Genomic DNA, 19264 nt, shown 5'->3' with positions numbered 1-19264 from the left:
GACAGACTAGCCTGCGACCTCCTTCAAACGCGCGATCAGCTCGTCGACGGCCTTCTCGACCGGCACCTTCTCGCTGACCACGCGGTTCATCGCCTTCGCCCAGACGTTCTCGTTGTTGAGAATCGTGAACTTGTAGTTCTTGGTGAAGTCGAAAGGCGTCGTGCCGCCGGTGAACTGGGTGTAGACGGCCTTGCGATGGCGGTCGGCTTGCCAGAACGGGCTCTTCTGGCCGGCTGATGTCACCGGGAACCAGCGGCCCAGCGCGCCCTCGACATAGGGGCCGAGATTCTCTTCCTGCATCAGGAACTTGATGAACTCCTTGGCCTGCGCCTTGTTCTTCGCGCTGCTGAAGATCAGACCGGTCTTGACGTCGGAGCGATACTTGATCGGCGTGCCGTCGGGCTTGTTGGGGAAGGACGCGGTGATGATGTCCTCCTCATAGGCCTTCTTGCCGGCGGCGCGCTGCTCCGGCGTCAGCGCCTGGTTGGTGGAGTCCTCGAACCACTTGGCGGCGATCGAGATCGTGAAATTGTGCGTCATCACGATCGTCTTGTTATGGAACGCGACGTTGTTGTCCGGATCCTTCCAGGTCGTGGAGGAGGGCGGCGTGCAGCCCTTGATGTAGGTGTCGGTATAGTCCTTCAGCGCCTTGACGAGGCCCTCGCGGACCTTGGGATCGTCGACCAGCAGCTTACCGTCGTCATCGACCAGCTTGACGTTGTAGGCGTCCATGAAGGTGTAGAACGACTGGAACGAGTCGGTGGATTCCACGCCCATCGGCTGGCCGACACCATAGATGCGCTGGCCGGTGGCCTTGCGGATTCCCGGCTGCACCTTGTCACACCAGAACGTCCAGTAATCCTCCCACTTGGTCGGGATGTCGCTCTGTTTGAAGCCGGCCTTCTCCAGCATGTCGCCCCAGATCTGGACATGCATGCTCTGCTGCTTCAGCGGAAAGCCGTAATAGGCCTTCTTCTTGGTGACGTTGTTATAAAGATAGGCAGTCTCGATCGTGTTCGGGGCGAAAGCCGACTTCATCGGCTCCAGGATGTCGGTGAGGTCCTCGAGCTTGCCTTCATACGCCCATTTGCCCTGGGCCTGAACGTCGTAGGTGTCGGCATAGGCCACGTCGGGCACGGTGCCCGAGTCGAGCGCCGCGACCGTCTTCGGGATCATGTCCTGGATCGCGTATTGCGACAGCTCGACCTTGATGCCGGTCTTGGCCTCGAATTTCTTGACGACGTTGAGCAGCGCATCGTCCTCGGACTTGTAGAAGCCCTTGCTCCACCAGATGGTGATAGTGTCCTGAGCGATGGCTGGTGCTGCAGCGCAAAAAAGCCCGGCGGCTGCGACTGCGATTGAAAGCGCACCCATTCCCCTGGATTTCACGTGTCTCTCCCTGATCCGCCGATCTTGCTTGATCGGTTGCGGCGGAGACTAGCTCACGGGACGGACGCGATCCAGAAGTAATATATCAGACATAGGTCGGGTCTGAGCGCTTGGTGAAATGCGCTGACGCATCATCAGTTCTGTTTGGCGGGACTGCCTGCCGGCGCGTCAGCCTGCGGCGGAGGGGTGTCCTGCTGGCTAGGCGACAGTCCGCCGCCGGTGAACCGCTTGAGCACCGAGTTGATGGCATCTCGCGTCTTGCGGTCCTTGACGGCGTCGAGCAGCGGCGCGGCCGCAGGGGCGCGGCGGATCAGGCTTTCGGGATCGGGGAAGATGAGCGGATCCTCCCAGGGGCCCTGCACCACGAAGGGCAGCTCGAAGCCATTGCCGCCGTTGCCTGACGACAACAGGCTTGCAACGCCCTTGAAGTCATATTCGCGGGTCGGAACCGAGGCCGTGCCGGTCATGGTGATCCGCGCTGTCGGACTCTCGACCCGGATATCCTCGGCCGTTGCGACGCCGTCGGAAAACCTCACCGCGACCGTCAATGAATCATAGGGCGTCGAGCCGGAGCGGAAATTGCCGCCGCGCGACAGCGGACTGCGCTCCAGGCGCTTGAGCAGCTGCTCGACATTGAAGCCGGAGATCGAACCGTCGCGGCCTTGCAATGTCGCGCTGCCGTCGAGCGATTGCGCCAGCCCGAACGGGCTCGACCCGGACGCCGTCAGCGAGACATTCAGGTTGCCGCGTCCCGAGATGGACGACACGCCGAACAGCTCGTTGGCGCAGGACTGCAGATCGACATCGGCGAATTGCAGCTCGGCCTTGACGTCGGCGACGGCGTCGGCGCGGGCAATGCCGACCGAGCCGCGCACGATGCCGCCATACATCTGCGCTTCGCCGACCGAGAGCGCGAGCACGCCGTTGCGCAGATTGGCGCCGAACGCGGTCCGCCCGAGCTTCGAAGGGCCGACGGTGACCTTTGCGGCGGATAGCCGCATATCGAGATCGGTCGTCGACAACGCCTTGAGGTCGAACAGCTGCCGGTTCCAGTCGCGGGCGCCGTTGGCGAGCAGCCGCACGGTGGAAATATAGGGTGTGAAATCGAGCGCATCGGCGGCGAGCGTCGCCTGCAACGCCTGCCGTCCATTATTGGCGTAGGTCATCACGCCCTCGGCGGTGTTGCCGTCGAGCTCGACATTCACATTGGTGAGCGCGATCGAGGCACCGACCACATTGGCGCGCGCGCGCAGCGCGAAGCGGCCGAAGCCGCCGCTGCCGAGCGGCGTCTGGCCTGTCCAGCGCAACGCCTCGCGCAGCGAGGGGCTGTCCACCGTCAGCGTGCCCTCCATCAGGGCGCTGGTGCGGTTCGCGACCGTCCCGTCGAAGGCGACCTTCAGCGGCGGGCTGGCCAGCCGCATCTTCAGTCCAGAGCGGTCTCCCGACAGCGCGGCGAGAAAGTCGCTGACGCTGATCGAGCCTTCGATGCGCTGCCCGCGCCAGTCGAACTGGCCGGTGGCTGCGAAAGAGCGCGAAATCGACGGCCAAGCCAGCGACAGGTCGATGTCATCGAGCCGCTCCTGGGAGCGCGTGCCGTTGTCGTCGAAAACCAGCACGCCGTCCTGGATCCGGATCTCGGAGAACGACATCTGACTGTCCGGCCCAGGCCGCATCGTATGTGCGATCGTGGCGATGAAGGGCGTCCAGTTGCTGCTGCCATTGGCCTCGCGGATCACATTGATCTGCGGCCGCAGCAGCATCAGATCGGCGATCTCGAACCGCTGCAACAGCAGCGGCAGCAGCTGGAGATTGGCCGTGAGCACATCGACGCGCAATGCGGGATCTGCGGTGCCGCCGCCCTTCAGGCCCACGTCATGAAACGACACATAGCTGCCCGGAAACAGCGAGACATCGATGTGTCCCTTGACGACCAGTTCGAGGCCGGTGACGGCGCGGATCTGCGTCTCTACTGCCCGCCGCAACGCGTCGCGGTTCACCAGCCATGAACTGACGAAAAGCCCGATAAACGCGACGCCAAGCAGCACCGCAATCGGCGTGCCGAGGCGCCTCATTCCTTGAGCCATAGTCACCGACATGTCCTGGGATCATCCGATCGCTGGTTGCTGTGGACGGGCAAAGCGCGCCGAAAACCCTTGCCAACATCAACAACTTGATGCGTTTTCTTGACGCTTTCAAGGCCGCGCCGCTGATGTGGCCGGATTGCGGCGCAGACATCCCGAACCGGATCCTGGATCAGTGCGGACCCGCCGACCGATTCGAGTGCTAGAGCAGGATGGATGCGTTGGGAAGGCGTCATTGACGCATTGCGAAGATTTCGCCTAATAATCCGGTCGATATCTGCGCGCCCTCCATATTCCATCAGGTCATTCTCGTATGAACAAGGTCTATCCGGACGCCAAATCCGCCCTTGCGGGCCTCCTGAAGGACGGTATGACGATCATGTCCGGCGGGTTTGGCCTCTGTGGCATCGCCGAAACCCTGTCCGATGCCATCCGCGATTCCGGGGTGAAGGATCTCACCGTCATCTCCAACAATGCCGGCGTCGACGGTATCGGCCTCAGCCGATTGCTGGAGACGCGGCAGATCAGGAAGATGATCTCGTCCTATGTCGGCGAGAATAAGCTGTTCGCACAGCAATATCTGGCGGGCGAGCTGGAGCTCGAGTTCTGCCCGCAGGGCACTTTGGCCGAGCGCATCCGCGCCGGCGGTGCCGGAATCCCGGCCTTCTTCACCAAGACAGGCGTCGGCACGCTCGTGGCCGAGGGCAAGGAGGTGCGCGAATTCGACGGCGAGAAATATCTGATGGAGCGCGGCCTGTTTGCCGATCTCGCGATCGTGCATGCGTGGAAGGGCGATACCGCCGGCAATCTCGTCTATCGGAAGACCGCGCGGAACTTCAATCCGATGATGGCCACTGCGGCCAAGGTGACGGTGGCCGAAGTTGAACATCTGCTGCCGGCCGGCCAGATCGATCCCGACCACATTCACACGCCCGGGATCTTCGTGAAGCGCATCGTTCACGTGGGAACCGCGCTCAAGCGCATCGAGCAGCGCACCGTGCGCAAGCGTGAAGCCGCGGCTGCAGCCGGGGAGGAAGTCTGATGGCCTGGACGCGAGAGCAGATGGCGGCGCGCGCCGCCAAGGAACTGCGTGACGGCTACTACGTCAATCTCGGCATCGGTATTCCGACGCTGGTGTCCAACTACATCCCGCCCGGCGTCGATGTGGCGCTGCAGAGCGAGAACGGCATGCTCGGCATGGGTCCGTTCCCTTACGAGGGCGAAGAGGACCCAGACCTCATCAACGCCGGCAAGCAGACCGTCACCGAGCTGCCGATCACCAGCTATTTCTCGTCGGCCGATTCGTTTGCGATGGTCCGTGGCGGCCATATCGATCTGTCCATTCTCGGCGCGATGCAGGTCGCGCAGAACGGCGATCTGGCCAACTGGATGATTCCCGGCAAGATGGTCAAGGGCATGGGCGGCGCGATGGATCTTGTCGCCGGCGTCAAGCGCGTCGTCGTGGTGATGGAGCACAGCGCCAAGGACGGTCCGAAGCTGCTGAAGTCGTGCACGCTGCCGCTGACCGGCGAACGCGTCGTCGACATGGTCGTCACCGACCTTGCGGTGTTCACCATCGACAAGCACGGTGATGAGGGCATGGCCCTGATCGAGCTCGCTGACGGCGTGACGCTCGACGAGGTCAAGGCCAAGACCGAAGCCGAATTCCGCGTCGCACTGAAAAATACCTGACGCACGCTGGCGCTGATGCGTGGCACCAAGCGGAGACGCGATCGCGTTCTCCGCTTTTTGCTGGTTTGGCCTTGCAGGTCACGACGGGCGCCGTGCGCTACATGCGCCGGCCCAATGTTTCCGCGATCTTCACCGCGAGCCGGCAGGCGGCATTGCGCGTCATCGCTGCTGGCGTGTGGCCAGCGCGGTCGGCGAGCATCCGGATCGAGAGAAACGGCACGGAGCGGCTGAGGCAGATCAGTCCGGCCACATAGGCGGATTCGTCTGCACCCAGCGCTCCGGGGAACGCGGCCAGAACGGCGTCGTCACTGCAATCCCCCTTGCGCGTGACCGTCTGCCCCTCGAAGAACTGGCCGATCTCGTCCAGCATGGTTTCGGCCGCATCATGCGCGAGGCGATGAAGCGCTGGGTCCGCCGGGATGATCGCGCTGCGGCCATCGCTGAACGGCGCTTCGGCGACGCTCAACGCATCCTGAAGTTCGGATTTGATGCCGAACGGCGCCACCGAGCTCGCGATGACGAGCGCGCCCGGACCGGCCCCGGAGAAATGCGGGCCGCCGCTGACATGCCGCAATGCTTCGCCCAGCGCATGGGCTTGCCCCGGCATGATCAGCCAGCGCGCTCCATGCTCCTCGACGGCCAGCGCTGTCGCGCTCGCGGCCTCCGTGATCGAGCGTCCGAGGCAGATCACCGCGTGAAACGAGGGATGCCGGATGATCGCGCGTCCCGCATTGCGTTGCTCGATCAGCGTGCCCTGGCCCATGGCCTGAATGAGGCCCTCGATGTCCTCGGGCCGCTCGACCAGGAAACCGATCGTGTTGGCTTTCGCATGCAGAAAGCGCAGCGCCTCGAGCATTGCGTTCAGGCTCGCTTTTTCGCGCTGGTCGAGCTGCGGCCACAGCGCTTCGAGCACGTCCAGCGACGCCACCACGCTGGCGCCGATGATGCCCTGACCAAACGGACGGGCAGTGGTCTCGCAACGATAGAGCTCTTCGAGCGCCTGCAGCACGGTGCGGCGATCCTTGACCGCGCAGGCGCCCTGCAGAACGCGCGCGAGCACCAGCGCCCGCTTGCCGGGCTCGAGCGGCATGGCCATCCAGGCAAAATCGGCCAGCTCGACCGCTTGTTCGCTGGCTGCGCGCTGGAACTCACCGACGACCTGGCCGTAGTGCCAGCCGATCTGCCAGGGCGTCACCTGCCGCCCGCGATATCTGCCGCGTTCGATCCTTTCCAGGGCCTGGGCCTGCAGTTCGTGCCGCAGATCTGCGTCGAAGCCCGGCGATCGCTTATCGAGCAACCGATAGGCGCGCGTGGCGACGGCCGGTCCAAACCATTCATGCGCGGTGTCCCCGGTCGAAAGCTCACCCGGTACACGGATCTGGATCGTGCGGCGAATCTGATCGAGCTCGCGCCGGGCAACCTTGGCGGCCGTTCGCGAGACCCTCTGCACCTCGCACAGTGCGTCGACGACACTGGCCCAATCCCAGTAATCATCTCCGTAGAATGGAATGCAATATTGGCGGCTGGCCACGATGCCCGCGCAGATCTCCTCGATGGCGGGCGCGACGCGATCGACAATGTCGTGGCGGGCGAGCGCGGGATCGGTCAGGCATTGGTGGACGATGCGCGCCGCGTTGGCATTGATCAGCTGCCAATCCTTGGCGGCGAATTTGGGGGCCGTGCAAAGATATTCCAGCGCATCGAGCAGGCAGCGACCAGCGAGCGCGCGGGGCGACATATCATCGAACCAGCTGGTGTTGCCGATTCCGTAGCCGTGCAGGTCTGACGCGAAGAAGACCGGGGGATGTCGAGGAATCACGCTCGCCTCCTGGTCTCCTTACGCGACGTTGCTCGAAACATTTTGTAACGTTTGTAGCCGTCTCCTCGCAACCAAAAGTTGATAAGAGGTCACTGTCATTTGTCCCAGTCTCGGGCGCGAAACCGGGACAAAGGGCAGCAGGCCTCGTCGTCAGGAGCGCAACACCATGAGGGCCGATCTGGCGCGTTGTCTGACCATGTGGCTCCACGGCAGTTGTTCGCGAACGAGCCGGAAGCCGAGATTGCTCGGCGGCGTGCCCGACGCGCAGCCGCCGGCGCGTGCGTCGCGGATGAAGTCGGTGACGTAGGCCCGGTGCGCGCCTTCGGCCAGACGGACACCGCAATTGCTGACGGTCTTGACGACGCGTCCGGCCTGATCCTGCACATTGCGCGTGAAGCAGGTCGAGGTCCATTCCCACACATTGCCGGCCATGTCGGCCACGCCGTGCTCGTTGGTGCCGAAGCCGCCGAAGCTGCGCGTCTTGGGATCGTCGGGCAGCGTGGCTTCACGCTCGTAACGGGCGAGCCAGCGCCGCGACGGATCGGCAGCATCGATCGTCACACCATCGTCCTTGAAGCGGCTGCCGGCGGCGTAGGCCCACTCCGCATCCGTGGGCAGGCGATAGGTGTACCCGGTGTTGCGCGACAGCCATTCGGCATAGGCGACGGCGTCATGCCAGCTGACCTGGACGGCCGGGCGATCGATGGCAATGGCAACGTCGCGATCCAGCGCGCGGCATGCGCGGGCGTCCACACAGCTCTGATAGTCGCTAGCGCTGACCTGGTTGGTCATGATGCTCAGCGGGCGCTCGAAGCGGACGCTGGAGAGGGGGGCCTCGGCCGGGCGGCCGTTGCGAACATGGTCGCCCGCGTCGCGATAGGTGAAAGATCCGGGCGCGATCTCGGTCAGGGCCGGACCATCGAGGCTCGCGGCCGGGCTATGCAGCCCGGCGATGATCGGCGCCATGGCCGTCGGACCGGCCAGGCCCACGATGCAGGCGAGGGTGAGCTTGATTTTGAAGGCGAGGAGCATGGCAGCACATCGAAGCGAGAGGGGGCCGGACAGGCCGGCCCCCTGAGCTGATCAGTTGGTTGAACCGGCCGGGATGTCCGCCGGAGCCTTCACCTGCGTCATCAGGTCGTCGTTCCACTTGCCTTCGACCTTGAAATGCGCGGTTGCGCCGAGATTGGCCGCCTCGATCAGATTGTGGGTCACATAGGCGTAGATGCCAGGCTGCAGGAATTTGTACAGCGCGGCGCCTGCGGAGCCGCCGCGGATGAACCAGGTTTCGAGCCCGGTCTCCGGCGCATTGGAGAATTTGCCGGTCTCCCAGACATAGTCGCCATGGCCGCCGATCAGATGCGGACGGCTGTCGCGGTTCGCCTGCGAATGCACGATCAGCACGTTCTCGCCGACATTGGCGGTGAGCGCATTCTTGCCGGTGAGCGCACCGACCTTGCCGTTGAACACGACATGGGTCGGGATGAGCTTGCGCATGACCTCCTCGGTGTCAGTATAGGCTTCGCCGGGGGAATCGTAGGACTTGAAGTTGCCCTTCTCGTCGCGGGGAACGTAGAGATCCTGCTCGCCGATGTAGTAGACGCGATCGTAACGCAGCGCGTGACCGCGGCCGTCATTGAGACCGTCGCGCGGCAGCACCATGACGGCACCATTCATGCCGGAGACCACATGCCAGGGGATCATCGGTCCGCCCGGGGCGCAGTGATAGACGAACACGCCGGTCCGCGTCGCCTTCCAGCGCAACACGACCTGCTCGCCCGGGTTGATCAGCGTCAGTGCACCGCCACCGAGCGCGCCCGTTGCGGAATGGAAATCGATGTTGTGCGGCATCGTGTTGGTGGCCGGGTTGACCAGGGTCAGCTCGACATAGTCGCCCTCGTGCACGACCATCAGCGGTCCGGGCATCGAGCCGTTGAAGGTCATGGCTTGGAAGGTGGTGCCCTTCTCGTCGATCACCATCTTCTTTTCCTGGACCACGAGCTTGAACTCCATGATCTTCGGGCCCTGCTTGGTCGCCTGTTCGTGCGCATGCACGAACGGCGGGGCGACCAGGTCGACCTTCTGGCGCGGCAGCTTGAGGTCTTCGGCAACAGCGGGAGCCGCAAGCATCATCGCGGCGATGGCTGCACTGAACATGGCGGTGCGGCGGGTCAACATGGATCGCTCCTTCGTTTGGATCTGTTGTGGGCCGCGATCAGCATGCGCCTGTTGGAACCGGACTTGTTTGTGCTGCAACAAGCAACTTAGCAATCGCGAGAAGAGTAGTGCCTCATGCGGATGAGATCCGTTGGATCTGCGCGCATCCGCATATCATTCGCAGTATGAGAAGAAGGGGGGCGCGCCGCGCGATGTCCGGCCTGATCGCCTGAGGAATCGGTGTCAGGCCAGGGCCGGACCGCGGCTGCTGAATCCGAAGCCAGACCGAAGAACGAAGCGGCCGTCCGCGCGGCCATGTCAGGCGCACGTGATGCTTTCAGGTCTCGGCGCGACGGTCGTCCTGTCGAACTAGCCGAGCCAGCGGATCGCAAGCAGCGTCACGAAGGCCAGTCCGGCCGCGACGCAGAAGACGGTCGTCAGAAACATCGCGAGATTGCCGAGCAGCCCGACCGGCGCCTGATCGTCTCGGAAGGAATCGAACCCGTCGGATTGAGGGATATGGCCACGGATGTTGGAGACGACGGCGAAGATACGGATCATCAAGTCCAGAACATCCATTGCGGGTCCCTCGAATCGGCAACGACCGGATGATGCCGTGAAATAACCGGGTCACTTTGAGGAAGCGCAAAGTCGAGGATGAAAGCCGGCGATTTACTGAAAGTCTGAGGGGATCTGGCCGGCTCCGCTTTGAGCAGGCTCAAGGCGGCAGCGCCAGCCCCGTGCCAATGACAGTCAACGTTAACGACGTCCCAACCAGGTGGACAGGCAGGACATGAGACCAGATCTTGCGGCATGCTACGGGCAGGAGCGCCTTCCGCGCTACACCAGCTATCCCACGGCGCCCCATTTCTCGGCGTCGGTCGGCCCGTCCACCTATGCGGAGTGGCTGCGGGCGATCCCGACGACCGCCACGGCATCGCTGTACCTGCATGTGCCGTTCTGCCGATCGATGTGCTGGTATTGCGGTTGCAACACCATGGTCGCCAAGCGCGACGAGCCGATCGCGGTCTATGAATCCGCGCTGCGCTGCGAGATCGACATGGTGTCGCGCCAGATCGGCCGGCGGCTCCAGGTCGGGCATATCCATTTTGGCGGCGGCACCCCCACCATCATGGCGCCGGAGTCCTTCGTCGATCTGGTCGGATCGCTGCGTCATTCCTTCTTCGTGCTGCCGTCCGCCGAGATCGCGATCGAGATCGATCCGCGCACGCTGACGCGGGCGATGATCGCCGCGCTCGGCGCCAGCGGAGTCAACCGCGCCAGCCTGGGCGTACAGAGCTTCGATCCGCTGGTGCAGAAGGCCATCAACCGGGTGCAGAGTTTCGAGCAGACGGCGGCGGCCACCCATGGTTTGCGCGAGGTCGGGGTGGCCGGGATCAATTTCGACCTGATCTATGGGCTGCCGCATCAGAACGTGGCGTCCTGTCTCGACACTGTCCGGCGCTCCATCGAACTGCGTCCCGACCGGCTCTCGGTGTTCGGCTATGCGCATGTGCCGTCATTCAAGACGCACCAGCGCAAGATCCAGGATACCGCATTGCCCGACAGTCTGGAACGCTACGATCAGGCCTGCGTGATCGGCGAAGCGCTGAAGGACGCAGGCTACGTGCAGATCGGGCTCGATCATTTTGCGCTGCCGGCCGATCCGATGACCATTGCCTTCCGCGAAGGCAGGCTGCATCGGAATTTCCAGGGCTACACGACCGACGCCAACGACCTCCTGATCGGCTTCGGCGCATCGGCCATCGGCCAACTGCCGCAAGGCTATATCCAGAACGCGCCGCAGGTGCGTGCCTATGAGGAGAAGATCGCCTCCGGCAGTCTCGCCACGGTCAAGGGCTACGGCCTGACCGACGATGATCGGCTGCGCGCCGACATCATCGAGCGCATCATGTGCGACTATGGCGTCGACCTTGATGTCATCTGCACCCGTCACGGCATGGCCGCCGACGCGATGCTGGAATCTGCGCCGCGCCTGCAGTCATTGATCTCTGACGGCGTGGTCGAGCTCAGGGGCGGTTCGCTCGCCGTGACCGAACATTCCCGGTTCCTGGTGCGAAGCGTGGCTGCGGCCTTCGATGCTCATCTCGACGCGTCGAAGCAGTTGCACAGCCGCGCCGTCTAATCTTGATAAGACGCGGTGGTTGTGCCGCGACAAAGACCACTAACGGCATGCCTGCTACCATTCGTTTGGAATGGAGGCACGCATGCCAATCTCCTTTAATGAATTGGTCGACGACGTCATGCGGCGAAAGCCGGAAACGATCCGCGTCTTCCTCGCATTCCAGATGCGCTGCGTCGGCTGCCCGATCGCCTGTTTTCACAATGTCGCCGATGCCTGCCGCGAGCATGGCGTCGATCCCGACCTGTTCCTCTCGGCCTTGTCGGCCGCGACGTGATCAGGGGCGGGAGGCCGTCGTGTCGCCTGCGCTCTGCTCGGCGAGGAGCACGATCTTGTGCGGTTCGCGCAGCACGATCTTCTGACGCCCGCTTTCGACCAGCCCGAGTTGCTCCCAGCCGGACAGGATGCGGCTGACTGTGTGCAATGTCGTGCCGGTCATCTGGGCGATGTCCTGCCGGCTGATCGGAAAATCGATCTGCACGCCGCGATCGAGCTTGCGGCCCGCCTGATTGGCGAGCCGCAACAGCGCATGTGCGATGCGTTGCTCGACCTGCTGTGTCGACATCTCGATCACGCGGGCATGCGTTTCCTGGAGCCGCTGGCCGACGGTCTGGAGCGTGTTCGCCCCCAACGACGGAAACCGCGCGACCAGCCGCGGCCAGGCGGCCGATGGCCAGGCCAGCACGATGCTGTCGTCGACGGCGGTCGCCGTCGCCGGATAATGCTGCAGGCCGATGGCGGGCGCGACGCCGAATGTGTCGCCGGGCACGACATAGCGCACCACGATCTGGTCGCCGGTCGGCGTCGTCTTGCTGGCGCGGACATGGCCGTGCAGCAGAAGAAAGAACGAGGTCGCATCCGCGCCCTGTTCGAACACTGCGGCGTTGCGGGGTACCCGGATGGAGCGCGCCTCACGCAGCACCTCGGTGAGGTCCTCGGCGGAGAGGCCGGTAAACAGCGGCAGATGTGCGACCAGTGAGCGGTCGATGGCAGCCATGATGTTCTCCGCGGCGATGCACGCCAGATGGCGCCGCTCCCATAGCATGTTTTCTGGCGTGATCGGAAGTTTGTGCTGGCACAACCCCTCATCGCCGAACGTCGATTATATCTGGAAAACGGCGTCCATCGGGGCGCGGTTCCCGTCGTCAAGCAAGCGAGCACGCCTATGGCCAATCCACGCAACTATCAGGGCTGGACTTTCCTCGCGAATGGGTTCCGGCCATTCTTCCTGCTCGGCGCAATCCAGGCCGCGCTGACGATCCTGGTCTGGCTTCCGACCTTCTACGGAGAGCTGAAGCTGAGCTCAGGCTTCGCCCCTCGCGACTGGCACGTGCATGAAATGCTCTATGGCTACCTGCCGGCCATCGTGACCGGATTTCTGTTCACTGCAATTCCGAACTGGACCGGACGCCTGCCGATTCGCGGCATGCCTCTGCTGATGCTGGTGACCCTGTGGCTGGCGGGGCGGATCGCCGTCACGTTCTCGGCCTTCGGCCCCTGGTGGGCCGCGCTGCTGATCGATGCGGGCTTTCTGTTGCTGGTCGTGCTCGCTGCAGCGCGCGAGATCGCTGCGGGACGGAATTGGCACAATCTGCCGGTCGTGGCCATCGTGGGTGTGTTGTGCGCCGGCAACGTCGCGTTCCATGTCGAAGCCCATCTGCACGGCTCGGCCGACTATGCGATCCGTATCGGAGTCGCGGTCGTTGTGCTGCTGCTGGCCTTGATCGGTGGTCGCATCACGCCGAGCTTCACGCGCAACTGGCTGGTGAAGCACAATCCCGGGCGGCTGCCGGTGCCGTTCGGCCGTTTCGATATGGCCGTCGTGCTGTTCAGCGCGCTCAGTCTGGCCGGCTGGGTCGTGGTGCCGGAGAGCGTCGCAACCGGCTACGTGCTGGCGGCGGCGGGCGTGATGCATGTGGTGAGACTCGGGCGCTGGGCCGGCGATCGGACCTTCCGCGAGCGGCTGCTGGTGATCCTGCATATCGGCTACGCCTTTGTGCCACTCGGCTTCCTGATGAGTGCGGCGGCGAGCTTCGGATGGGTGCTGCCGAGCGCCGGGCTGCATGCATGGATGGCGGGGGCCGCCGGCGTGACGACGCTCGCAGTGATGACACGCGCCACGCTCGGCCATACTGGACAGCCGTTGACGGCGTCGGCTGCGACCCAGGCGATCTATCTGGCCATCCTGATCGCCGCCTTGACGCGGATCTGCGCGGTCCTGGCGCCGAGCCATGCCGAGGGGCTTCTGCACGTGGCTGCGTTCGCCTGGATCGTGGCCTTTGCCGGCTATGCGCTGGCGTTCGGACCGCTGCTGCTCGGCCTCAAGCTGCGCGCACTGGCGGTCCGCGCATCGGGAGCGGCTCAGGCGGTGCTCTGATTGCGCGCCACCGCGCGCGAGAACACCACCTCGAGCAAGGTGCCGGATTTCGGCGCCGCCTTGATGTGAAACTGCGCGCGATTGGCCTCGACCAGCGCCTTGGTGAGAGAGAGGCTGAGACCCGAGCCGTCATGGCCTTGCTCGGGCCCCGCCGTCGCGCGGAACGGTTCGAGCGCGGCGGCCACCGCCTGGTCGTTGAGACCGTGGCCAGTGTCGCGCACGCGCAGCACCACCTCGCCAAAATCCGACGTCGCCGTGGAGACGATGACTTGGCCGCCGGCATTGGCGAGCGAGATCGAGGTCGAGATCAGGTTCATGGCGATCTGGCGCAGCGCCCTGGCATCGGCGATGACCGGCGGAAGGCTCTGCGACAGCGAGGTGCGGATGATGATGCGGGCGCGGTTGGCGTGCGGCTGCATCACCGCCACACAGCCCTCGACGAGCTCATTCAGATTCTGGCTGGTGAAGGCAAGCTCCAGTCTGCCGGTCTCGATGCGCGACAATTCGAGCAGATCGTCGATCAGCGACACCACGCGCTCGCCGGACGCGCGGATATCCTTCATGTACTCGGCGTAGCGCGTGTTGCCGAGCGTTCCAAAGCGTTCGCCGATCATCACCTCGGCAAATCCGATGATGGCGTTGAGCGGGGCCCGCACTTCGTGGCTGATCCGCGCGAGCATGTCGGCCTTGGCGCTGGCGGCGCGATCGGCGACGCGCCGCGCCTGCAGCAACTCGCTTTCACCGCGACGAAGCTGCGACAGGTCGCGGAACACGGCAAAGAAATTCGGACCGTCTTGTCTGGTCCGGCCGATCGTCATCGACAGCGGGATGGCGCCGCCCTGGGCGACCTTGCCCAAGACTTCGCGGCTCGGCTCCGGCACATTGGCGGTCCCCGCCTGCTGCACACGGTCGAGATGATCCAGCACCAGCCTTGCGCTTTCCGGCGCGAACAATTCGATGATGTTGCGGCGGACGAGCTCCGTTCCGTCATAGCCGAACATGGCCTCGGCACTGCGATTGCAGGCGTGGATATTGCCGCCAGCATCGAACATCAGGATGCCCTCCGCGGTGACGTCAAGGATGGCGGCGAGATCTTCCGCGTCGGCATGACCGGCGACGGGCGGCGGCGCGAGGACCAGCGGCGCCGGTGCGGCCGGTGCAGGAGCGGGGGCCGATCCGGTCTCGGCCGGAGCGGACACGGCGGTGGCCGCCGGGCCAGGTGCGGGCGCGAAGATCAGCGCATGCGCGCTGTCGCCGTCCCAGGTGATCGTGAACAGACGCGCCTCGGCTTTGATCTCCTCGCTGGAGGAGCCGTCGGCCGCCGAGATCGTCACCGGCGTGCCGACCTCGGGCTTGCCAGAGCCGGCGGGCGCGCCGGGTTCGACATAGAGCGCATCGAGGCCCCCGGCCTGCTCCAGAGTCGCGAGATCGGTGTAGCCCATCTGCTTGAAAAATGCCGGATTGGCATAGAGCAGGCGGTCAAGCCGATAGATCAGCATTCCCGTCGGCAGCAGATCCAGCAGGATGCGGTCACGCTGGCTGTCGCCTTGGGCGGGCGGTTGCTCGGGCGTGAGCCACTCGGCCTGCAGCCCGGCTGTGGGCTGATCGCTCGCATCGCTGCCGAGCAATGACGTGGGGACATGCGGCGCGTCGAATGGTTCGGTCACTTGCGCCGCCGGCTCATGCGTCGCCGCTGCCGCGTCCGCCGGCGCATTGCGGTTGTCGCCTTCAAGCCTTGCCGACAGCTGGCGCGCGAGCTCATGGAAGGCATTGTTCTCCACCGGCGTCAGCGCCGGATGTTTGGTTTCGCCGGCTGGGCGGAAAGGCACGACATTGCCCGCCGCTTCGAGCCCACCATTGTCGATGGGAGGCGCGTCCGACGCGACGGACGCGTCACGGGTCGACACGGTGATGTTGTCCTGCTGTGGCGGCGCATCTGCGGCCGGCGCAAGGTCGGATTGCGCAAAAGCCGTCGCGTCAGCGTCAGCCGTCTCGGCCGCGATGGAAGACGTTGGCTCCGGGCGGTCGATGCCGACGACCGGCGGCGCCTGCACGGCGGGTTCGTCGAGCGGAGCGAATGCGGCAGCCGCTTCGCGCGATTGCGCTGATGTCTCGTCGTCCAACGGGCGTTCAGTCATTGCATCCATCGAGGGAGGAGGCGGACACTCGGCCGCGACCTCGGGGGCAGGATTGGCGGGGTGGGGAGGTGTTGCAGCCGTCTCGGCGACAGGGACGGCGTCAACGGGCACGTCGGCGTTCGGCTCCGCTTGCTTGACGGCCGGGGCGGGCGCCGGGACTGCGACCAGCCCGATTTGGCTGCCAGCGCCGACCCGGTGGAGCACGGCGCGCTCGTCGCCGAACTGTATCTCGGCGAAGCCTGCGGTCAGCGCCTCGTTGCGGACATCCGCAAACAGCGGCGCGCTGAGGTCGTGGATGCCGAACAGGCGCCGTCCGGCTGTACTGATGCCGGCGAACTCGCCATGCGCGGTGAAGGCGATCAGCGCGAGACCGCTGTTCTCGACAAGCCGCCTCAGGCGCTCCGTCAGCGGCCAGCTGCGGCCGCTGTTGTCCGTGCCGGTGATCAGGACGGCGCGCATGCCGTCCGGCAGGTCGATCATTGCGCAACCGCACGTCGCAAGCGCGCCGAGCGGCGCGCCGAACCCGCGCAGGCGCTCGAGTCGGATGGCGCCATTTTCCGGCAGCCGGCGCGCCAGCTGAGCCACTTGACGGCGGTGCTGATCGGCCGGTCCGAACCTCTTGTCGACCAGGGCCCAACTGTTGGCTGCACCGAGAGCCCGCGCAGCCATGGCGTTGGCCCACAATACGCGACTGCCGTCCGCCGACCACAGCCATGCCGGCAGGCTGCCCGCGGCATGGACGGCCAGCCGGGGGTCGCTCAAGGCCTGCAACTCGAAATCGGCGTGGTTCATGGCGCGACGACGGCGGTGGCTCTCATGACGTTGATCGGCGCCGCAACGGCAGCGTTAAGAATTCGTTACTATCGCGCATGTTGCCGTCCGAGGTCCACGGCCGGGCCGAGGTCCTGGCGTGCTAAAGCTTGGATAACCTTAATGTGTTCCTGCCGCGCCCCAGTGGGGACATCCGTCTGCTCTGGGAGGCCGCTGCCCTGCCACAAGGATGGCGACGCGGTTGAGTATGGCAGGGTCTGAACAGACCAAGGCGGCCCGGTGACGGCAGTCGTGGTGCCCCCGCTGTTCGGCGCGCTGCAGGCCCTGAGCACTGTCGAAGCGCGCGATCAATCAAGCCTATCCTGCAAATCCGAATCCGGCGGGAGTTCCTGATTGTGGAATTTTCATTGCGTTGCACAAATTCGACACGATATAGCTCTACGCGAGGTTGTTGCTACCTCCCAGGGGCGGTTCCTCTGCGTGATCCGAAGTGACGCCCGATTGCCGGGCCGGTCCAACGTCAATGTTCGAAGGATGCATGCCATGACCAATGCCACCGATCCTTTCTCAGCGTCCATCATTCCGTTCGAGGTTCCCGAGCAGGTGCGCGCGCTCGCCGAAAAAGGCGTGTCGCAGGCCCGCGAAAACTATGCGAAATTCAAGGATGCAGCCGAGACCCACAATTCGGCCATCGAGGCGTTTTTTGCCAACGCAAGCAAGGGCGCTGGCACCTATTCGTCCAAGGTCATGGAGTTCACCAAGGCGAACACGACCGCTTCGCTCGACTTCGCTCAGGAGCTGTTCGGCGTGAAGTCGCCGTCCGAGGCGCTGGAGCTGTGGAGCGGTTTCGTCCGCAAACAGTTCGAGACGTTCACCGGTCAGGCCAAGGAACTCGCCGAGCTCGGCCAGAAGGTTGCGACCGAGACCGTGGAGCCGATCAAGGAAAGCGCCACCAAGCTGTTCAAGACCGCGGCCTGAGACCGGCGGCTTGTCCGTGGAGCGCGCGGCACGGCCGGGCGCTGCCGGAACGGCAATTCTCAGCTTTCTGGGGCTCGCAAATTTGCCGTTTGCGAGCTCGATTTTTTGGAGACCGGTCTCGGGGCGGTCCCGTGGGGTGAAACAAACGGCGGTATGGCGCGCGACTTTATCCGTTCTCGGCCTTGCCAAATTCGCGCGTTGCACCTAGTTTCCGGCCCGTTCGGCGCCCCCTTGTGGGGTGGCGTCATGACGGATGCAGTTGTAGCTCAGTTGGTTAGAGCGCCTGTCTGTGGAACAGGAGGTCGGTGGTTCGAGCCCACCCAACTGTACCAATGAAATCAATGGCTTGCGCGAAGTTTCGCGCGCTGGCCGCTCGGGCTGGCTACCATCCAGCAACCACACGCGAGCGAAGCATTGCCGTTGCCAAGTCCGTCGGAAAAATCTGCCGACGCATCATCCGCGCTTCGCAGTACCGCTCGATCGACGGCCTAAGAGCTCCGAAGCCGCAATTGCGGGATGGCACGACGGCGGGTAGTCACGTCTCCGGATTGCACCCGGACCAAGCTATTTCGTGTTCATCACGACTCGAGCCTCTGGTTGGGGCCTGAGTTTGGGAAGCGATCTCTGGGTCGCCATCCGACCGGATCTGCGATCCAGTGGCTGTGGGCGTCCATGCCCGGCATCGCCAGCACATGGACGCGCTCCCCAGTCATGCCCTGCGCCTTGTGGATCGTTGCCGCATAGCCATGGTCGATCCGGTTGTAATCCTTGAGGGCGAAGCGCACGGATCCCGTCGGCCACCTGACACCGGGCTTCGGCGGCGCTTGCGTGAGCTCGCCTGCGAGCGGCGGCGCTTCGGTTATCGGCGGCTGTTCATCCTGCTGCCGCGTGAGGGCGAGCCGTCCGGGATCAATCGGATCCACCGGCTCTACCGGGAGGAAGGGCTCGCAGTGCGCAAGCGCCGTACCCGCCGCAAGGCGTGCGGTGTCCGCGTGCCGATCCTGGTGGAGGCAAAGGCCATGCTGCAGGATGTGCTCTCAAAACAAGCTCTGAAGCCTGGCCGCAAGCGTGAGCTTGTCGACAAGGTGCGGAACGACTGGAAGGTCTCGATCAGGCGGGCCTGTTCGGCACTTCGGATCGATCGCGCACGGTATGTTTACAAGTCCAAGCGTGGCGACCAGGCGGCTCTCAAGAATCGGATCAAGGACGTCTGTCAGACACGGGTGAGGTACGGATATCGCCCCGTCCATGTCTGGCCATGATCAAGCAGCACGGAACCATACGCCAAGCCAAGCACCGGGGTCGCGACCGTGTGCCTAGCGATGTCCTCCTCAAGCTGATCGGCTCTAACGTCGCCCGGATGCTCAAGCTGATTGGCGCATGAGGCCACGTCCGTGGCGGAGATCATCGCGCCGACAGCGGTCTCTCGTCCGGAACGCAACATCACCGAGATCCGTGACCACGCGCCGGTTCTTCAGCAGACTGCCAGTCTCGTCGTGACGGGGTCTGCGCGCCGCACATCCACGTTGTCCGCCGTCGGCGATTGGAGAGAGTGTGTCGAGCGCGCGTGAATTCAGGGGTGATGTCGACGCAGTGCTTCCAGTAGCTAACAAGATCCGCGTAGTATCTGGCGCGGGACAATAGTTGTAGCCGCGCGCCCTGGTGATTCCGCTTCGGGTAATCGCGCGCTTCTGCTGGGCGTTGTCGGTCTGCGGCAGC

Annotated in this window: 15 protein-coding genes, 1 tRNA gene and 1 pseudogene; 9 read left to right on the top strand and 8 right to left on the bottom strand. The window is 64.4% G+C overall.

The window, feature by feature from the left end; translation table 11 throughout:
• Positions 1 to 6 precede the first annotated feature (6 nt).
• Both BBTA_RS31975 and BBTA_RS31970 read right to left on the bottom strand, forming a co-directional pair.
• Entirely contained in the window at positions 7 to 1389 is a 1383-nt protein-coding gene (locus tag BBTA_RS31975) for an ABC transporter substrate-binding protein (RefSeq protein WP_012046655.1), read from the bottom strand.
• A 134-nt stretch (positions 1390 to 1523) separates the two neighbouring features.
• On the bottom strand, positions 1524 to 3473 hold the full coding sequence (locus BBTA_RS31970) for an AsmA family protein (RefSeq protein ID WP_041751030.1): 1950 nt from the start codon (positions 3471 to 3473) through the stop codon (positions 1524 to 1526).
• Between the two features lie 310 nt (positions 3474 to 3783).
• Here BBTA_RS31970 and BBTA_RS31965 point away from each other — a divergent pair, with 310 nt between their 5' ends.
• Positions 3784 to 4512, top strand: a complete 729-nt coding sequence (locus tag BBTA_RS31965; RefSeq protein ID WP_012046653.1) for a CoA transferase subunit A — start codon at positions 3784 to 3786, stop codon at positions 4510 to 4512.
• A complete protein-coding gene (locus BBTA_RS31960; protein WP_041751029.1) occupies positions 4512 to 5162 on the top strand; it encodes a CoA transferase subunit B in 651 nt (216 codons plus the stop codon). The genes BBTA_RS31965 and BBTA_RS31960 overlap by 1 nt, the downstream gene beginning before the upstream one ends.
• 97 nt (positions 5163 to 5259) lie before the next feature.
• Here the strand turns inward: BBTA_RS31960 and BBTA_RS31955 are convergent, their stop codons facing one another.
• From BBTA_RS31955 to BBTA_RS31940, 4 genes are all read right to left on the bottom strand, one after another.
• Positions 5260 to 6981 (bottom strand): hypothetical protein, encoded by a 1722-nt coding sequence (locus tag BBTA_RS31955; RefSeq protein ID WP_012046651.1) that lies wholly within the window; start codon positions 6979 to 6981, stop codon positions 5260 to 5262.
• Between the two features lie 150 nt (positions 6982 to 7131).
• The gene (locus tag BBTA_RS31950; protein ID WP_012046650.1) at positions 7132 to 8013 is read right to left on the bottom strand and encodes an SUMF1/EgtB/PvdO family nonheme iron enzyme; all 882 of its coding nucleotides are present in this window, start codon (positions 8011 to 8013) and stop codon (positions 7132 to 7134) included.
• A 51-nt stretch (positions 8014 to 8064) separates the two neighbouring features.
• Positions 8065 to 9159, bottom strand: coding sequence for a copper-containing nitrite reductase (gene nirK / locus BBTA_RS31945; protein WP_012046649.1), 1095 nt, complete (start codon positions 9157 to 9159; stop codon positions 8065 to 8067).
• A 348-nt stretch (positions 9160 to 9507) separates the two neighbouring features.
• Positions 9508 to 9717, bottom strand: coding sequence for a hypothetical protein (locus tag BBTA_RS31940; protein WP_012046648.1), 210 nt, complete (start codon positions 9715 to 9717; stop codon positions 9508 to 9510).
• 214 nt (positions 9718 to 9931) lie between these two features.
• On the opposite strand from BBTA_RS31940, the gene hemN reads away from it, so the two are divergent.
• Positions 9932 to 11284, top strand: a complete 1353-nt coding sequence (gene hemN, locus BBTA_RS31935; protein WP_012046647.1) for an oxygen-independent coproporphyrinogen III oxidase — start codon at positions 9932 to 9934, stop codon at positions 11282 to 11284.
• Positions 11285 to 11366: 82 nt separating this feature from the next.
• Entirely contained in the window at positions 11367 to 11558 is a 192-nt protein-coding gene (locus BBTA_RS31930; protein WP_041751716.1) for a DUF1858 domain-containing protein, read from the top strand.
• On the opposite strand, the gene BBTA_RS31925 is transcribed toward BBTA_RS31930, so the two are convergent.
• Positions 11559 to 12278: a Crp/Fnr family transcriptional regulator gene (locus BBTA_RS31925; protein ID WP_012046645.1), complete on the bottom strand. Its 720-nt coding sequence runs from the start codon at positions 12276 to 12278 to the stop codon at positions 11559 to 11561. It lies immediately after the preceding gene.
• Between the two features lie 168 nt (positions 12279 to 12446).
• On the opposite strand from BBTA_RS31925, the gene BBTA_RS31920 reads away from it, so the two are divergent.
• Complete coding sequence (locus tag BBTA_RS31920) at positions 12447 to 13658, top strand: NnrS family protein (RefSeq protein ID WP_012046644.1); 1212 nt, start codon at positions 12447 to 12449, stop codon at positions 13656 to 13658.
• On the opposite strand, the gene BBTA_RS31915 is transcribed toward BBTA_RS31920, so the two are convergent.
• The gene (locus BBTA_RS31915) at positions 13643 to 16588 is read right to left on the bottom strand and encodes a PAS domain-containing sensor histidine kinase (RefSeq protein ID WP_012046643.1); all 2946 of its coding nucleotides are present in this window, start codon (positions 16586 to 16588) and stop codon (positions 13643 to 13645) included. The two genes, BBTA_RS31920 and BBTA_RS31915, sit on opposite strands and share 16 nt — an antisense overlap.
• 522 nt (positions 16589 to 17110) lie before the next feature.
• Here BBTA_RS31915 and BBTA_RS31910 point away from each other — a divergent pair.
• The 4 genes and pseudogenes from BBTA_RS31910 (at position 17111) to BBTA_RS41000 (ending at position 19116) form a co-directional block, all read left to right on the top strand.
• Complete coding sequence (locus BBTA_RS31910) at positions 17111 to 17545, top strand: phasin (protein WP_012046642.1); 435 nt, start codon at positions 17111 to 17113, stop codon at positions 17543 to 17545.
• 255 nt (positions 17546 to 17800) lie between these two features.
• Positions 17801 to 17877 (top strand) — tRNA-His (locus BBTA_RS31905).
• A gap of 414 nt (positions 17878 to 18291) precedes the next feature.
• Positions 18292 to 18564: pseudogene (locus tag BBTA_RS40405) on the top strand (IS3 family transposase); the annotation flags it as partial.
• Positions 18565 to 18939: 375 nt separating this feature from the next.
• Complete coding sequence (locus tag BBTA_RS41000) at positions 18940 to 19116, top strand: hypothetical protein (protein WP_168167935.1); 177 nt, start codon at positions 18940 to 18942, stop codon at positions 19114 to 19116.
• Positions 19117 to 19264 lie beyond the last annotated feature (148 nt).

Source organism: Bradyrhizobium sp. BTAi1 (genome assembly GCF_000015165.1).
Lineage (GTDB): Bacteria > Pseudomonadota > Alphaproteobacteria > Rhizobiales > Xanthobacteraceae > Bradyrhizobium > Bradyrhizobium denitrificans.
Note: the sequence above shows the minus strand (reverse complement) of the source record. Positions and strands in the feature narration are given on the sequence as shown.

Excerpts from the sequence above, each read along its gene's own strand:
- BBTA_RS31970 (WP_041751030.1), bottom strand. The coding sequence starts at position 3,473 with ATGGCTCAAGGAATGAGGCGCCTCGGCACGCCGATTGCGGTGCTGCTT.
- BBTA_RS31965 (WP_012046653.1), top strand. The coding sequence starts at position 3,784 with ATGAACAAGGTCTATCCGGACGCCAAATCCGCCCTTGCGGGCCTCCTG.
- BBTA_RS31960 (WP_041751029.1), top strand. The coding sequence starts at position 4,512 with ATGGCCTGGACGCGAGAGCAGATGGCGGCGCGCGCCGCCAAGGAACTG.
- BBTA_RS31950 (WP_012046650.1), bottom strand. The coding sequence starts at position 8,013 with ATGCTCCTCGCCTTCAAAATCAAGCTCACCCTCGCCTGCATCGTGGGC.
- nirK (WP_012046649.1), bottom strand. The coding sequence starts at position 9,159 with ATGTTGACCCGCCGCACCGCCATGTTCAGTGCAGCCATCGCCGCGATG.
- BBTA_RS31940 (WP_012046648.1), bottom strand. The coding sequence starts at position 9,717 with ATGGATGTTCTGGACTTGATGATCCGTATCTTCGCCGTCGTCTCCAAC.
- hemN (WP_012046647.1), top strand. The coding sequence starts at position 9,932 with ATGAGACCAGATCTTGCGGCATGCTACGGGCAGGAGCGCCTTCCGCGC.
- BBTA_RS31930 (WP_041751716.1), top strand. The coding sequence starts at position 11,367 with ATGCCAATCTCCTTTAATGAATTGGTCGACGACGTCATGCGGCGAAAG.
- BBTA_RS31925 (WP_012046645.1), bottom strand. The coding sequence starts at position 12,278 with ATGGCTGCCATCGACCGCTCACTGGTCGCACATCTGCCGCTGTTTACC.
- BBTA_RS31920 (WP_012046644.1), top strand. The coding sequence starts at position 12,447 with ATGGCCAATCCACGCAACTATCAGGGCTGGACTTTCCTCGCGAATGGG.
- BBTA_RS31915 (WP_012046643.1), bottom strand. The coding sequence starts at position 16,588 with ATGAACCACGCCGATTTCGAGTTGCAGGCCTTGAGCGACCCCCGGCTG.
- BBTA_RS31910 (WP_012046642.1), top strand. The coding sequence starts at position 17,111 with ATGACCAATGCCACCGATCCTTTCTCAGCGTCCATCATTCCGTTCGAG.